The sequence below is a fragment of the Brevibacillus sp. SKDU10 genome (genome assembly GCF_001645205.1).
GTDB classification, from domain to species: domain Bacteria; phylum Bacillota; class Bacilli; order Brevibacillales; family Brevibacillaceae; genus Brevibacillus_B; species Brevibacillus_B halotolerans.
Genome location: NZ_LSSO01000002.1, coordinates 41,280 through 58,082, shown reverse-complemented (window position 1 = coordinate 58,082; position 16,803 = coordinate 41,280). Strand labels below are relative to the sequence as shown.

Annotated in this window: 14 protein-coding genes; all 14 read right to left on the bottom strand. The window is 42.0% G+C overall.

What is annotated here, in order from left to right; all coding sequences use genetic code 11:
* Window positions 1-19: 19 nt before the first annotated feature.
* The 14 genes from AYJ08_RS00310 to AYJ08_RS00245 all read right to left on the bottom strand — a co-directional run bounded on the left by AYJ08_RS00310 (window position 20) and on the right by AYJ08_RS00245 (window position 16,794).
* Window positions 20-925: a cytochrome c oxidase assembly protein gene (locus tag AYJ08_RS00310; protein ID WP_064016127.1), complete on the bottom strand. Its 906-nt coding sequence runs from the start codon at window positions 923-925 to the stop codon at window positions 20-22.
* A 322-nt stretch (window positions 926-1,247) separates the two neighbouring features.
* On the bottom strand, window positions 1,248-1,562 hold the full coding sequence (locus AYJ08_RS00305) for a cytochrome C oxidase subunit IV family protein (RefSeq protein ID WP_003338982.1): 315 nt from the start codon (window positions 1,560-1,562) through the stop codon (window positions 1,248-1,250).
* Between the two features lies 1 nt (window position 1,563).
* Window positions 1,564-2,190 (bottom strand): cytochrome (ubi)quinol oxidase subunit III, encoded by a 627-nt coding sequence (locus AYJ08_RS00300; RefSeq protein WP_031410961.1) that lies wholly within the window; start codon window positions 2,188-2,190, stop codon window positions 1,564-1,566.
* Window positions 2,190-4,037, bottom strand: coding sequence for a cytochrome c oxidase subunit I (gene ctaD, locus AYJ08_RS00295; protein ID WP_064016126.1), 1,848 nt, complete (start codon window positions 4,035-4,037; stop codon window positions 2,190-2,192). Before ctaD ends, AYJ08_RS00300 begins: the two co-directional genes overlap by 1 nt.
* A gap of 36 nt (window positions 4,038-4,073) precedes the next feature.
* Window positions 4,074-5,093, bottom strand: a complete 1,020-nt coding sequence (gene coxB, locus AYJ08_RS00290) for a cytochrome c oxidase subunit II (protein WP_081873049.1) — start codon at window positions 5,091-5,093, stop codon at window positions 4,074-4,076.
* A 561-nt stretch (window positions 5,094-5,654) separates the two neighbouring features.
* Window positions 5,655-6,182, bottom strand: coding sequence for an ACT domain-containing protein (locus tag AYJ08_RS00285; RefSeq protein ID WP_064016125.1), 528 nt, complete (start codon window positions 6,180-6,182; stop codon window positions 5,655-5,657).
* 88 nt (window positions 6,183-6,270) lie between these two features.
* Window positions 6,271-6,600, bottom strand: coding sequence for a hypothetical protein (locus AYJ08_RS00280; protein WP_064016124.1), 330 nt, complete (start codon window positions 6,598-6,600; stop codon window positions 6,271-6,273).
* Between the two features lie 165 nt (window positions 6,601-6,765).
* Window positions 6,766-7,233: a DUF1284 domain-containing protein gene (locus AYJ08_RS00275; RefSeq protein ID WP_064016123.1), complete on the bottom strand. Its 468-nt coding sequence runs from the start codon at window positions 7,231-7,233 to the stop codon at window positions 6,766-6,768.
* A gap of 269 nt (window positions 7,234-7,502) precedes the next feature.
* Window positions 7,503-8,927 (bottom strand): aldehyde dehydrogenase family protein, encoded by a 1,425-nt coding sequence (locus AYJ08_RS00270; RefSeq protein ID WP_064016122.1) that lies wholly within the window; start codon window positions 8,925-8,927, stop codon window positions 7,503-7,505.
* A gap of 1 nt (window position 8,928) precedes the next feature.
* A complete protein-coding gene (gene gabT, locus AYJ08_RS00265) occupies window positions 8,929-10,293 on the bottom strand; it encodes a 4-aminobutyrate--2-oxoglutarate transaminase (protein WP_064016121.1) in 1,365 nt (454 codons plus the stop codon).
* Between the two features lie 171 nt (window positions 10,294-10,464).
* Window positions 10,465-11,880, bottom strand: coding sequence for a sigma-54 interaction domain-containing protein (locus tag AYJ08_RS00260; protein WP_064016120.1), 1,416 nt, complete (start codon window positions 11,878-11,880; stop codon window positions 10,465-10,467).
* A gap of 42 nt (window positions 11,881-11,922) precedes the next feature.
* Window positions 11,923-13,401 (bottom strand): aminoacyl-histidine dipeptidase, encoded by a 1,479-nt coding sequence (locus AYJ08_RS00255; protein ID WP_064016119.1) that lies wholly within the window; start codon window positions 13,399-13,401, stop codon window positions 11,923-11,925.
* 112 nt (window positions 13,402-13,513) lie between these two features.
* On the bottom strand, window positions 13,514-15,313 hold the full coding sequence (locus tag AYJ08_RS00250; protein ID WP_064016118.1) for a M3 family oligoendopeptidase: 1,800 nt from the start codon (window positions 15,311-15,313) through the stop codon (window positions 13,514-13,516).
* A gap of 236 nt (window positions 15,314-15,549) precedes the next feature.
* Entirely contained in the window at window positions 15,550-16,794 is a 1,245-nt protein-coding gene (locus AYJ08_RS00245) for an MFS transporter (RefSeq protein ID WP_064016117.1), read from the bottom strand.
* Between the last annotated feature and the right edge of the window lie 9 nt (window positions 16,795-16,803).

Below are 16,803 nucleotides of genomic sequence, written 5' to 3'. Positions count from 1 at the left end.
TCTTGTTCTTTTTTAAAATTTATACTCGCCCACTAGTGGGAACGATAGTGAGTTCTTTTCGCTGTTCCATGGGTTCAAAGGATTCAAGCGGATCGATTTCATCAATACCCGTTGTCGGATTTTCCTCACGGTACCATTTAGAAAACACATGCCATAGCCCAACTCCATATGCTGTTTCCTGTACCATCTTCATCACAACACCACCCAATTGCTGATCATCGAGTATCGGTAGGATGGCAAACAATTGCGGTCCATAGCTATAAGATTCATAGACCAATTGGGAAGCAAATATGATTAACGCACAGGCCGGTGTCATAAGCACACCCGCTGCAAAGATATACCCCATTAGCTTGACGTTTTTAATCCGTTGTAACTCTGGAACTGGACAGATAATATGCCACCATATCATGAAGGCTGTAAATAATAACACGAGCTTATAAGCAATATGAACTCCATGGTACTGCATCACGAAATCAAGTACAAGCGGAATATGATAAACAGAGAAAAATAAATTAAACATAAATAAAGATATCAATGGTTTTGTTAGACGATCAAACCATTTCCTTACAAAAACTGGTTGTAGAACTGCTCTTATAAACCACACTGGCAGGCCCAGCACAAAAAGTGGCGGGAAAATCATTAATAACAATGATTGCTGGGTCATATGCAAGGTAAACGACACATGCCCGTAAAAATAGAGTGGACTTCCCATAGCTACATATAAGGTAAGAAGAGCGGTCATAAACGTAATCTGCTTTCCTATTGAAACAGGCTCTGCATGAATAAACCGTTTACGCCATGGGCCAATTAACATAAAATAGGCCACACCAAGCAAGACAACAAAAGCTAAAAATTCAGGATTCCATAACTCCGCAAACTTCGGTTGATAACCATGCAAAAGTAAATGCTGTTCATGGGTACCCATCCATATCCCCCTCTCATGCGGAAGGTTTCTATTTTCTGATAAGTGGAAACATACATGTATATTATACTGAACCGATCTCAGACAAGCTAGCGACCAACTTGCTTTTTAGTAGGTAAGAATGGAAATGCATTCTCCCTGTTCACTTGTTTGCCATAATTTCTACAAAAGCACTAAAACAAGCCAATTATTCAGTCTGGATAATAGAAAAATAAGCTAGTCTTTCTTACGAAAAAAAGCGAGCTACTCAAGTAGCCCGCTTTTAACAGGATCGGGGCTAAGTCTTCATCTTTGTAGAATCAAAGTTGGACCTTCTCCCTTACCTTTATACCCAATACAGCGCCATGACAACGCATGTTACCATGATAAACGCCCCAGTGAAAATTGCCACCACTGGAAATAGATGACCTTTATCCTTTAAGTGCATCCAAACGTATAATTGCACTAAAGCCTGCACGGTGCCTAACAGGATAATATAAGGATAAACAAAACCTTTTTTATCTGGCATGTAGATAACCGCCGCAAACGCTAATGCTGTTAATACAATGGACAAAATAAATGAAACAATATGTGGCTTCATGCTAGTGTTATGGGCATGGGAATGTTTTGAAGGTTGAGATGAATGATTGTGTTGATTCATCTTATGCTCCTCCTTGTCCAGACATGATACCCATTAGGTACACGACTGTGAAAATGAATACCCACACTACGTCAACGAAGTGCCAGTACAAGCTTGCAATATAGAACTTCGGTGCAGTAACCACTGTCAGACCTTTTTTCATAGCAGAAGCCATCAGGGTTGCTATCCATGTAACCCCGAACAATACGTGCGCTCCATGGAATCCAACTAACGTGTAGAAAGCGGAACCATATGCACTACTAGTCATTGTATGACCTTCATGGTAGTAGTGATAGAACTCATAAATTTCTAGCCCTAAGAACGCAAATCCTAGTACAACGGTTACACCAAACCAGAACATCATCATTTTGAAGTTATGACGGTGCATTCCGATGATGGCAAATACACTCGTTAAAGAACTGGTCAATAGTAAAATTGTCGCCATAGCAACCAGTTCAACTTTAAAGATTTCATGCGGAGCTGGTCCTGATACATATTGATCTCTGAGAGCCAAATACGTGGCAAATAGAGAACCGAACAATACCATTTCTCCACCTAGGAAAAGCCAGAAGCCCAGTATTTTATTTCTGCCTTCAAGGGTTGCCTTTTCAGGCTCAGCAGGTAGAACACCATGATCCGTGTGTTGCATTACAGCCTACCCCCTTTTTCTGTTTCCTTAATCTCGTCTACTTCGATATGGAAACCATGGTCATCCTTAATGGAACGGGCAAACATGCAAAGGATAAACAGCCCCAATCCTGCGAAGACCAGCACATATTTGTGATAGATAAAACCAAATCCTGCAATAAACATCCCTACAGACATCAGGAATGGCAAAACAGATGGAGACGGCATATGAATCGGGCCAAGCGGTTCAGCCGGAGTCATTGCTTTGTTGCCTGCCATTTTCTCAACCCAGAAAGCATCAAGACCACGCACGCGAGGTGTTTGAGCAAAGTTATACTCAGGTGCTGGAGAAGGAATTGACCACTCAAGCGTACGACCATCCCATGGATCTGCCACAGCCTTTTTACCTTTTGCATTCGTGTAAATCACGTTAACAATAAACAACGCGGTACCGACAGTCATAATGATGGCACCTATAGTGGAAATCAAGTTTCCTAATTCCAGCTGTTGACCTGGTAAGAAGGTGTATACACGACGCGGCATACCCATCAAGCCAAGGAAATGCTGAGGGAAGAATGTTAAATGGAAACCGATAAAGAATAGCCAGAAGTTCCATTTACCAATTGCTTCATTTAGTAATTTACCAAACATTTTTGGCCACCAGTAGTAGAAGGCTGCAAACAGCCCCAGCACCATACCACCAACAAGAACATAGTGGAAGTGAGCTACTACAAAGTAAGAGTCCTGATATTGATAGTCTGCTGGTGCTACAGAAAGCATAACCCCGGTCATACCGCCGATGGTAAATGTCGGAATAAAGCCCGTAGCGAACAGATTAGCTGTGGTAAAGCGAATTTGACCGCCCCACAGAGTGAATAGCCAGTTAAAGATTTTAATACCGGTAGGAACGGCAATCAGCATCGTCGCAATCGAGAAGAGCGAGTTAGCTACCGGACCCAAACCTACTGTAAACATATGGTGAACCCATACCATGAAGCCTAAGAAACCGATAACCATGGTCGCAAATACCATAGCGGAATATCCAAACAGACGTTTTTTCGCAAAGGTACTAACAACGTCAGAGATCATACCAAATGCTGGAAGTATCAGGATGTAAACCTCTGGGTGACCAAAGATCCAGAACAAGTGCTGCCACAACAGTACGTTACCGCCGCCAGCTACTTCAAAGAACTGTGCTCCGAAAATTCGGTCAAACATCAATAGAACTAAACCTACAGTGATCGCAGGGAAAGCGAACAAGATTAATGCAGAAGTAATAAATGCTGTCCATGTAAACATCGGCATACGCATAAAGGTCATCCCTGGCGCGCGCATGTTAATGATTGTAACCAGGAAGTTAATCCCCCCGATTAATGTTCCCAAACCAGCTATCTGCAAACCTAGTACATAGAAGCTGACCCCAGCGGTTTGACTGTATGTGTTTGAAGCTAATGGCACATACGCTGTCCAACCTGCATCAGGTGCACCGCCCATAAACCAACTTACGTTAAGCAACAACCCACCAAAGAAGAACAGCCAGAAGCCTAGTGAGTTTACAAATGGAAATGCTACGTCACGCGCACCGATTTGTAACGGTACGATTGCGTTCATGACAGCAAAAATCAATGGCATGGCAGCTAGGAAGATCATAGTGGTACCATGCATCGTTAGCAATTCATTAAACGTGGAGCCAATGAACATTTTACTATTTGGATACATGAGCTGAATACGCATCAGCAATGCTTCAAGTCCACCAAGCAAGAAAAAGAATCCACCGGCTAATAGGTACAGAACGCCGATTTTTTTATGGTCCACGGTTGTGATCCAATCCCACAAGCCCGTATTTCTTGGACGAACATGTTGAGCCACGGTTTTGCCCCCTCTTTTAGATTCAAAATTCAGCTATTATTGACGTTTCAAGCTGGACAGGTATTCAACAAGAGCATCCACCTGATCATCATTTAACTTCAGGTTAGGCATCAAGTTACCAGGCTTCACTGATTCTGGGTCCTTCAACCATTCGGCAACGTGTTGCTTGTCGTTAGGCAACACACCTGCTACGGTTTGGCGATTACCAAAATTAGTTAAGTCTGGACCGATTTTACCACCATTGCCATCAACGGCATGGCAGGAAACACAGCTTTGTTTAAAGACTTCTTCCCCTTGAGTTGCAACCGCTTTATTTTCAGCAGGTGCATTTTCACCTTTTGTCATTTGTACTACCCATTTATCAAACTCTTCTTGTGATACAACCTTTACTTTGAAATCCATCAAAGCATGAGACGGACCACAGAGCTCGGCACATCGTCCTTGGAAGGTTCCTTCAACTGGACTTTCTAGCCACATATGGTTGGTCATACCAGGGTTTGTATCTTTTTTACCGCCTAGTGCTGGCACCCAGAAAGAGTGAATAACATCAGAAGCCTCTAAAGAAAGGTACGCTTTTTTGTTGACAGGGATGTATAATTCCTGAGCAGTGTTAATTTTTAAATCAGGATATTCAAACTCCCACCAGAATTGGTGTCCTGTTACCTTGACTTGAAGAGCATCCTTGTCGTTTGAATAATCCTTTGCCAATGTAAATGTTGTCGAAACCATCGGAATCGCAAGAACAATCAAAAGAATGAAAGGGATAACCGTCCAAATAATTTCTAACTTGTGGTTTCCTTCGATTTGTTCTGGAATACTGTTATCGCCCTTACGTTTACGGTATCGGATCAATACATAGGTAAAGATAACGACAACCACAGTGAAGACGCCTAACATGATGGTAACACTAAGCTTAATCAAGTCATATTGCATGCCTGCTACAGTCCCCTTAGGCTGCAGTGCAGACAGATAAGGGTCGCCACATCCAGTTAGTAAAAGCGCTACCATTACTAGCATAGGAAGCAGGCGCCCGACTTGCTGCAATCGTCTCATCATTGCGATCTAGCCTCACTTTCTCTCCTTTTTACCTTTAATAGACTTAATAATAGTAATCACACTAAGTCTACTAATGCAATCATGTTTGTTATCTAGAATGTGCTCCGTATATTTACCACTAGAAGCAATGGATATTATGTAAATTTGGTAAAAAGAACAAATCATGATAACAAATCTTTCTTCTTACTAAATAAAAATTTTTACAAACTGCGTTATCTGTTCCATTATAGCCCCCTTCTCATTCATATGTAGCGTCGTTTTGCCGCAATTGTAAATAAACAATAAATTGAGGCTAGACTGACAAAAGCTAATTTTAAAAACAGATACATCTATTGTAAACAATTTCCGGCTGTTTTAGGAAAAGAGCGATAAGAATTCACAAATTGTTCATACAAATGTAACTCTTTTGACTCTGGTGACTCTTTCCTTTGTGATTTTTTTCATTGATCACAAAATAATCATATCATGTTCTGCAAGCGCTATCAAAGAGCGGAAAACCAATGTTTTCCGCTCTAGTTTCCTTTTTCTCCATTTTTCATGCTTTTTTGTTTTGCCTTGAAGTTACTGCAATGAAATCGCTTTCGTAACATTAGGCAACGTTTCAATCTGTTCAATTGCTTCGGCTGGTATCTCCTCATCAGTTAGCGAAACCAGTAACGCCAGCTTTCCCTTTTGCTCACGAGAGACGTTCAATTTTGAAATGTTAATTTCATGCTGCGCCAAAATACGTGAAACATCGTGAATAACGCCAGGGTAATCATGATGGTACACCAATAACCCATGAGTATCTGCTGTTATACGGCACGCGTATACATTCATCTCACTTATAAAGGTTTCTCTATAATCCTTGGAGAACACATACTTGTTGGCTCCCACGATAAGCTGGGCAACATGACTGGCGTATTCCCCTGTACTATTTTCCATTTTTATTTGCATATCTGGATTTAATTCGTGCAATCCGGCAAGTAACAAATTAACAATTTGTTCTCGGTCATCTGCTGTCATGATGGTTAGTGTTACTTGTTCCATGTTGGACTCAAAACGCTCCACTAATTTAGCCAATGAGCGTAGCCCTGAGTAGTCTGTCATACTGTTTCCCCTCTCGTCTGTCAATGTATCATATATACATCGTCCGAGGATAATTAGCAATGCCTATAGAAGGGAAAACTCTATTTTTTTACATATTTGCACTTCCTCTGTGATCTTCACCATGTATGCCAATACTCTCTAATCTCCTACGAGTGTCTGAGCTGCCTAAGTGGTAAATAAGCTGATAGATCTGATCAAGAGCCTTATCATATTCCTCAGGTTCGCCACCTAGGTCTTCGTCGTAGGCCATTTCAAATAACTCCTGAAGCTGTCTAATCTCGCCAGGTGTAGCTAATACTTCATAATCAAAAGACGTATCTGTAGGATTGTCGATAATATCTCCTTTTACGGAATGAGGATGAATGGATAAATAATATGGTTTTTTATCAGGAGCTGGTGTTGTTGACAAGTAAGGCATCTCCTTTCTATACCTGCTTTTTTCTTTACTTATGCCCTCCTCTCTCCTTTTCCATACCTTTCCATATATAGCCTAACTAAAAAATGCACGATGAACTAAGCCTAAAAGATTTGTACAAATCTAGCTACTGCTGCGATAAAGTGATCTACTCCCTGCTCTAAACCATCAAATGGCATCTATCTCCAAGTATTTGTTTTCCTTTAGCAACGCAATTCCTTTTTTGCAAACCCCGTAAGATAACCAAGAGCAGCCTGCACAAATCCGATCTAAGTCGGCAGGCTCCACCCTGTTTTTTGTCCGCTCAATCAGTTCAGACTTTCGGTATATATGTCCAGGTATCAGACCAAGCTGTTCAAGAGCAGCCAAATCCATTGTCTGCACATGCTCTTCTGAGGTTGGGTCAGCTACACAAATCCCTTCTCCTTTATTCGGGCAATATTGACAGGTATCATCTAAAGCATGAACCACTCGAATAGGGAAGTCGTCTTGATGATCCCTAATTCTTTCAACAATCTCCTTCATTTTGACCGCAAAGGCTGGGCTATAACCCATTCCCCTAAACCCATGTACACACAATAAATGATGTCCGCGTAATGTTGTAATACTATTTCTGGCATCTCTATCTGTTACCACCCAACCACCTCCCGTGTCATTTCGACTATAGCATGTAATCCCCCAAAACCCCACTTAAAAACGAATAAAAAAATACCCTATCCAAGCAAACTGCTCGAACAGGGTAAGATTTGGATTGGGTAGTAAGTGAACTTTGTCTATGAAAAAACAATATGGACAAAGATCCTTGCATTCATAATACCATCTTTTCTTATTTTTGAACAAATGTAATTATTTCTTCATAGGGATATTTATTCCCTGCTTTCTGATACTTGCCAATTTTATCCTAATTATAGCTTGATACTGATTAGCTTTAATTCAGTCATTTCTTCAACAGCGTATTTAATGCCCTCACGACCAAAACCGCTTTCCTTGACACCACCATACGGCATGTTATCTACGCGGAATGTTGGAAAATCATTAATCATGACGCCACCGACCTCAAGCTCTTCGGCCGCTTTCATCGCTGCATGAATATTATTTGTATAAATACCTGCCTGTAGGCCATATCGAGAATCATTAACCATTGCAATTGCTTCATCTAATGTTGAAAATGGGGCTATCATTACTAGTGGTCCAAACACTTCTTGGCAAGATACCTTTGCATGAGTGGGCACATCGGTTAGGATCGTTGGTGCATACAAACGCTCAGCCAGTCTTTTCCCACCTGTCACCACTTTAGCACCTAAGCTCTGAGCCTGACTAACCCATTCCTCCATTCGATCAATCTCTTTTGGAGCTATTAAGGAGGACAGATCAGTTGCCTCATCAAGCGGATCTCCCACTACCATCTTCTCTGCGGCTAGCTTCATCTTTTCCACAAAGTCTGCAAACTTGCTCTCGTGTACAAATATCCGTTGTACAGAAATACAAACCTGTCCTGCAAATGTGAATGCACCAAATGTACAACGATCAATCAGCTCTTGGGTCAGCTCTACATCATCATTAATAATCAGTGCCGCATTAGAGCCCAATTCTAAAGTAACGCGCTTTAGTCCTGCTTTTCCCTTTAGAGAGATTCCAACCTCTGGACTGCCAGTAAAGGTAATAGCAGCAATTCGCGGATCTGTAACAAGCGCCTCTCCAACTACGCTTCCTTTACCTGGCAACACATTAAGTGCCCCTGCTGGTAATCCTGCTTCTTCAAAAATCTCAGCCAATACCAGGGAGGCGAGTGGAGTTTGCCCGGCAGGTTTTAAAACGACTGTATTACCGGCAGCAATAGCTGGGCCTACTTTATGTGCTACGAGATTATATGGGAAATTAAATGGAGTAATTGCCCCTACAACCCCGATTGGCTTGCGTACAGTAAAAGCAAGTCGGCCTTCCCCGCCAGGAGCCGCATCTAACGGAACGGTTTCACCGTGAATACTACGGGCTTCCGACGCAGCAAATTTATAGGTTTGGATGGTACGGGCTAGTTCTGCTCGACCAGTCTTCAATGGTTTGGCCGCTTCTAATGCTAGGAGACGTGCTAATTCTTCCTTGCGATTTTCCATAATCGCCGCTGCTTTTTCCAGAATGGCAGCTCTTTGATGGGCAGGCATTTTCGCCATAATCGCAGTTGCCTGCTTTGCCGCCTCAATCGCTTCCTCTACATCGTCTCGATCAGCCTGACCAATCTGTGCAATGACTTCTTTCGAAAATGGTGATGTAAGTGCTTGGTATTCCTTTGCTTCCTTCCAAGTACCGTTGATATATAAATGCTTCTTCATGTTATTTTACCTCCGTCGCTACTGTTGATTGATACATGCTGACTAAAAGACGGTTCATTATGCTTAGACCTTCTTGCAATTGCTCATCAGTAATAACAAGTGGTGTCAAAAAGCGTAACACATTCCCATGTACACCTGCTGATAGCACAATGACACCTTGTTCACATAAGGCTTTTGTATAAATAGCCGTAAATTCTTTCATCGGCTGCTTGGTAGAAGGATGGATAAGTTCAATGGCACACATTGCCCCTAACCCGCGAACTTCTGCGATAATCGGCACCTCTTGTTGTAAGGCAGTAAAATTCTCCATGATTTGTTCACCAATCTGGCGAGATCGTTCTACTAGATTTTCTTTTTCTATCTTCTCAATAACAGCTAGAGCGGCTGCGCATCCAAGCGGACTTCCTCCATAGGTTCCGCCAATTTCTCCAGGCGCAGGTGCGTCCATAATTTCCGCACGTCCGAGAACTGCACTGATGGGTAAACCAGCTGCAAGAGACTTAGACATCGTAATCAAATCCGGCTCAATGCCAAAATGCGTGGAGGCAAACATCTCACCGGTGCGCCCAAAGCCTGTTTGCACCTCATCAGCAATAAATAAAATGTTATGCTTGCGGCAGATGTTATATATGCCTTGCACGAATGTTTGGTGCGGCACTATAAAGCCACCTTCGCCTTGGACCGGCTCCATAATTACTGCAGCCAATTCTTCTGGGGCTACTTCTGTGTACAGGAAATCCTCAAATTGTCCAACACAGAACTCAGCATATTCCTCTTCCGTCATACCAACTGGACGATGTAGGGGATAGGGAAACATCGCTTTATAGGTAGCTGGTGCGAACGGCCCCATTTGGAATTTGTATGGCTTCACTTTACTGGTAAGAGACATGCCGAGCAATGTTCGCCCATGAAATCCGCGTGTAAATGAAACGATACCTGATCTGCCTGTATATTTACGAGCAATTTTTACAGCATTCTCAACTGCTTCTGCCCCACTGTTCAATAAGATCGTTTTTTTCTCAAAAGAGCCTGGAGTGATTTCTGCCAATTTTTCAGCAAGAGCAAGATAGGGCTCATACATCGCTACATGAAAGCATGTATGAATGTATTTATCTAACTGGGCTTTGATCGCTTCAACGACTTCCTCCGGGCGGTGCCCCACATTCAATGTTCCAATTGCGCCTGCAAAATCAAGTAACACGTTACCATCTACATCATGAACCAGTGCCCCATCTGCCTTTTCTACAAAAATAGGAGAATTATTGCCCACACCTTTGGGTACATAGGTCTTTCGTTTCTCAATCAGCTCCATTGATTTTGGTCCAGGAATGCTGGTGTTTATGGATACGCATCTAGTAGTTGCCATGTTATACTCCCCCTTCATATTTTGCCTACGCTTTTATATATTTGCTACTCAGCCAATTTTCTACTATTTTATCAATAGCAATTATCGTGCCAAAGTATTGAAGCGGAGAATATAACATGACAATACAAAACACTCTATCTAGAAACCAGATTTTTATTCATTTATAAATAATTATTCATTTTTGAATCGTTTTATCTGATACTTTTTTAACTTCCTCACTACAGAAGGCTGACTGATTCCTAACATCTGTGCCATTTCTACCGTTGTCTGACAAAGGTTAGCTGCCTGTTCTAGCATACTTTTCTCTAATCTCTCCACAGCTTCTTTCAGGGGAACAGTTGGAGATAAGGAATGTTCATCTGAGAGAATTGCAGGAAGACGTAATGCACTGATTTCCGCTGGTAGATGTTCGGCTGTTAGCGTATCCTCATCAGCAATGACGACCATTCTTTCTAAAACGTTCTCAAGCTCTCGAACATTACCCGGCCACTCATATTGCAGGAGTACTTGAGTCGCTTGAGAGGAAAGTCGCTTTTGTAGCCCGTACCGATCATTTAAAGAACGTAAGGTCCATTTCAAATGGGCAGCGATATCTTCCTTTCGCTCACGTAAAGGTGGTATTCGTAACGGAATCACATGTAAGCGAAAGTACAGGTCTTGGCGGAACGACCCATTCCTTACCATTTCCTCCAAATCTCGATTCGTAGCTGCAATTAGGCGAAAATCAACCTCTCGATACGTAGTGCTTCCGATACGCTGTAGCCGCTTTTCCTGAATGACTTTTAACAGCTTGGCTTGTAAGGACAAGGGTAGCTCTCCCAATTCATCTAGGAATAGGGTTCCCTGATTAGCCCGTTCGATTATCCCCATCTTCCCGGCTTTAGCAGCTCCCGTAAAAGAACCTGCCTCATAACCAAATAGCTCAGACTCTAATAGTCCATCGGGTATTGACCCGCAATTAATTTCCACCAATTCTCCGTGTGAACGACGGCTTCGCTGATGTATTTCCCGGGCGATAACGTTTTTCCCCACTCCTGATTCCCCTAAAATAAGAACCGTTGAATCTACCCCCGCTACTTTTTCTACTAAACGATAAATTTCTTTCATAGCTGGGCTAACTGCTACAACTTGATCGGAACCACTATTTTTCTCACGCAGTTCCTCAATCTCATTTTCGAATTGTTTCAATTGCTGTGTTAGATTCTCATAACGGCGTTTTAATTCTAGAATCTCAGTCAAATCATGTGAAAAACTAACTACACCTTCCAATTCATCAGGCGTTTTCCAAATGGGAAAGGCAGACACCATCAGCTTTTGCTTATAAATCGTCTCCTGCATCATTGTCTGGGCTTCCCCTGATTCCAGAACCAAACGAGTAGCGGACGGAGAAAAAATTTTAGCTTCCTCCAATTCCCTTACATTTCGTCCAAGTAATTCCTGTCGCTTTTTACCATAAATTGCTTCGCATGTAGGCCCAACTAGCCGAACTACACCATCCCCATCGGTAATAAGTAGGTGCTCATGCGAATAGTGGACGATCTGTTCTAAAATACGACCCATCCATTTGTCCGTGTCTGCCTTGTCCATCTTTATCCTCCGTAAATCTTTTCCTCCATCATAACACGCTTGCTATGAAGCGAAACGCTCGGCCTCTTTCATTGCAGCCAGAATTGCTACTAGATAGTCCCAAATGCGAGTCACTGAATCAATTTCAACATGCTCTTGTGGTGTATGGGCTCCATAAATATTTGGCCCAAAAGATATCATATCCAGGTTGGGATTTTTCTCTGCAAATACACCGCATTCTAAGCCAGCATGAACCGCCGTAATTTCTGGTTTTTGACCATTCATCTTTTCATATACCTGCTCACAAATCTCCCGAATCACAGAATCCGGGCGGTATGCCCACTCTGGGTAATCGGAATCGGTGATAAGCTCAGAGCCTGTTAAGGAGGCAAGCACTTCCAACTGTTTCACAATAGCTCCCTTTAAGCTAGCCACAGAGCTTCTTACCTCATTTTCCAAATAAATGCAAGTGCCATCTGTTCGTATAACACCTAAATTAGTGGAGCTTTCTACGAGTCCTTCGATTTCTTGACTAATGCTTTGAGCTCCATTTGGTGTGAGCATCAGAGAGGCAAGTACATGTTCAAATGTCTGGGTAGAAAATACACGGTTTTCTTCCCCTTGTACTTCTGTGAGTTTTACACAAACCTCAGGATCACTAGCCCGTAATTCTGTAACAAATCGTTCTTGAAAATCACTCACTAGCTGCTTTGCTTTTTCTATTTCTTCCCCTTTTATATACAACATGGCCTCTGCCTCTCGGGGAATAGCATTTGTTTTCATTCCACCTTGCACATGTTGGAGCTGATATGGGATCTCTTGCTGAAGACCATGCAGCACACGACCTAGCAGTTTATTAGCATTGCCGCGTCCCTTATGAATCTCAGCCCCTGAATGTCCTCCTTGCAATCCATGTACAGACAATCGAAATGCGGTACTTTGGTCATCGGCGTCAGCCCATTCTATTTCAAGTCGTTGTCTCGCCGTGACACCACCTGCACAGCTTACCAGCAAACGTCCTTCCTCTTCCGAATCAATATTAAGCAGAATGGAGCCCTTTAATTGATTAAAATCAAGATGCATAGCCCCACCCATTGATGATTCCTCCTCGGTGGTTATAAGTGCTTCCAGAGCAGGATGCATGAGAGTCGTATCAGCTAGCAAAGCAAGCATGTAAGCTACGGCTATACCGTTATCTGCACCTAATGTGGTCTCCGTAGCATATAGCATATTGTCTACTACCCGTAGCTGAATGGGATCTGTTAGAAAATTATGTACGGTTCCTTGATTTTTTTCACAAACCATATCCATGTGCCCTTGTAAAATGATGGTGGGCAATGCCTCATAACCTGCGGAAGCTGGCTTGCGAATCACTACATTAAATGCCTCATCCCGTGCAGCATCTAATCCATGCTGTGCCGCAAAATCTAATAGATAGGTACTGATTGCTTGTTCATTGCCTGATCCCCTTGGAATTTTCGATATTTCGGCAAAATAATGAAATACGGGATGCTGTAAAACTTCCTGGAGTGTTTTAGCCATATGTAGTCCCTCGCTTCTAAATAGATTAGATGATTGCTTTAGATGCAGGAAAAAGCCCTCTTATATGAGAGCTTTTCCCTTTTCTTCCTGCTTGTTACGTTAGATAGAATTTTTACGCTTTTTTCTCTGTAAGCGTCATAAATTCATCAATGTTTGCCAAAGCAGCATCTACAGCACTTTGCCAGAAATCTGGTTGCGTCAAATCTACATTTAGATGAGCCTTCGCCAGATCTTCTACTGTCATGCGACCTGTGTCTTTTAAGAAGTCAATATACTTATCCTCAAAGGAAGCCCCTTCTTTTTGTGCTTGCGCAAACAAACCAGCACTTAACATGTATCCGAATGTATATGGGAAGTTATAGAACGGAACATCGCTAATATAGAAGTGAAGCTTGGCGGACCAGAAGTTAGGGAAGTATTCGTCTAAAGCTCCGGCAAATGCGAACTTCTGCGCTTCTTCCATTAGTTGATTGATTTCTTCCGCACTTAGCATTCCATTCTTGCGTTGTTCGTAGAATTTCTTCTCAAATGTAAAGCGAGTAAAGATATCCATAAAGAAGGAAACTGCATCACCAAGCTTATCGTCGATCATGGAAATACGTTCTGCATCAGATTTGGCATTTTTTAAGGCAGCATCCTTCACGATTAATTCTGCAAAGGTGGAAGCTGTTTCGGCTACGTTCATGGCATAATCCTTCGCCAGCTCAGGCAAATCCTTCATTACATAGGTGTGATAGGAATGTCCTAATTCATGAGCTAATGTAGAGGTGCTAGACATACTACCGTCAAACGTCATGAAAATACGCGTTTCTTTGCTGGACTGTAAATCGGTGCAGAAGCCACCTGGTCGCTTACCAGGACGATCCTCAGCTTCAATCCAATGTTTTTCAAAAGCCATTGTTGCGAATTCAGCCATTTTTGGACTAAATTTCTCAAACTGCTCTGTAATGAATTGGGCTGCTTCATCATAGCTCATTTTGCTGGTACTGCCAGGCAATGGTGCCGTCCAATCGTAGAAAGACAGAGAATCGATGCCAAGTAATTCCTTTTTCCGTTTTAAATAAGGAACTAGGCGCTCACGATTCTTCTCCACAACCTCCCACATGACATTCAGCGTCTTCTCGCTCATACGGCAAATCTCGACCGGCTCTTTCAAAAAGTCATCCCACTTACGCTCTTTATATAATGCTAAACGGAAGCCGCTTAAATGATTCAATGCTTTTGCGCATAGGTCTTCATTTTCAGACCAAGCTTGTTTCCAATTGGCAAACATCTGCTTGCGAACTGTAGGATCAGTATCAGATAGCAGGTTAAAGGCTTGCCCGACTGATAAATTCTCAATTTTCCCATCTTTCTCACTTGAGATATGCATGCGTCCAACGATCACGTCATATAACTGCGACCATGCATGATACCCATCTACTGCTAAATTTCCTGCCAAGATCTCTTGCTCAGTAGGAAGCTTAGCTGCCCCTAATTGACGGCGCTCATCCAGAATGAAAGCAATTGGTTTCATGCTATCTAACTCTAGGAATTGCTTCCATAGCTCCTCAGGCACTTCTAAAATGTACTGATCAAACAATGTTCCTGTTTCTTGATTTGCCGCTCCTAATTGTGTTACACGATCACGTAGGAAATGAGCTTTTCCATCATGTACATTCTGTGCCTCAAGGCAGGAGACGAATGAGCTTGCCTGCATCCAATCAGAGCGTACTTGTTCAAAACGTGCTACAATCGCTTCTAATTTTTTTAGCTGATCTAGCGATGTAGGAGCTTCTAACGCTTTTAAATCAGCCGTTAAAGAAGACGTTTGTTCCTTTAATTTATCCAAGAATGCAGCAAATTCCTTTGATTCGCTTCCTCCAGGAAAGATGCTATCTAAGTCCCACACGGGTTTAAGATTTTGTAGCATGTGATATCCTCCTTTGTCTTGGCAAAACTCGCCTGTTATGTATAAGTCTTAGCTCTCATTGTACCTGTTTCCTGCTAGAATAGTATGCTTTTTTTACCGAAAAAAATTTTTTGACTGTAAACGATATCGCAAAACTAGGTAAAGGTTAAAAGCAAGATGTTAGAGTGTATAACCCGACGCCTCGATACAAAAGGCACCGCTGCATTTGGCGGTGCCAAGTTGATCTCTTCTTTTTATTATGAAGTGAGTTCAGTTGGTGCTTTCCATTTCCGATAGAAATAGATCGTGAATATCAGCGCCATGACCATAGGTACACCATGTAGGATACCTACTACCCATATCGGCAGCATGATTTCAAATAAAGGGGAACAAATTAGCATTCCAAACGCAAATCCAATGGTTTGCAATGTGGAGGATACTCCAAAAACACGGCCACGCTTATCATCAGATACCTGCTGTAGGCGTGAGTTATAGCAAATGGCCGATATACCATCAGATACTCCCGCTAGGAAAGCACAGATAAGCAGAAGATACGTTGTAGAGAACGCAAACAGTAAAATAAAGAAGAACGACATTAAAATTGTCGAGATTCCAAATGCTTTTTCGGTGAATACTTCCTTAGCATTTTTAGAATGCCTACTCATAAAACGAGAACCGACAAGATTCCCAATTGCCCAGATTCCCCATATAAAGCCCATAATCATAGAGGGATTGTCCGGCTTAATCATAGACGAATAAATCGGTATCCCTACATTATGCGCTGCGGAACCAAAAGTATCAAATAATCGAATCGTCATTAAAGATAATAAAACAGGAATTACACGTAAATACCGATAAATAAACGAAAACTCTGAAAAAAACGAAGCCTTTTGATCTGATTGGGTTCGTTTTTCATTCGTTTTAATGGGCAGGCTAATTAGGTTCACAGCCGAAAGCAAATACGTCAGGGAGTCAAGCAAGAAAATATTTTGATAGCTTAACAGATTAATGAGAATCCCACTTGATAGCATCCCGACAACCATGGCAATGGCTTGCCAAGACTGTAATAAAGCGTTGGCTCTTACTCTATTTTCTGGTGAAACAAGCATAGGAATACTGGATTGCATGGATACGTTAAACATCGAGCTAAACATTCCCATACCAAAGATCACAACATACAGCATATAAAAATGATATTCTTGTGGTGTAATAAATAGAGAAAATAGGAGACAAAACCGCACAACGTCACTAATAATCATTAGCTTTTTACGGTTAAATTTATCTGCTAGCATACCAGAATAAAAACCTGCTAAAAAGCTTCCCAATAAACGAACAGCCATAAATAATCCCATGTAAACAGCACTGCCCGTTAATAGGTACACATACAGATTTAGAGCAATCATATCTAAATAACTGCCTATATCTGAAATGGTTCTTCCAGCAATCAACTGGTAAATGTACCGCATTTTATTATTCTGTCCTGCTGGAATTGTTGTTGTCATGTTCTTTCC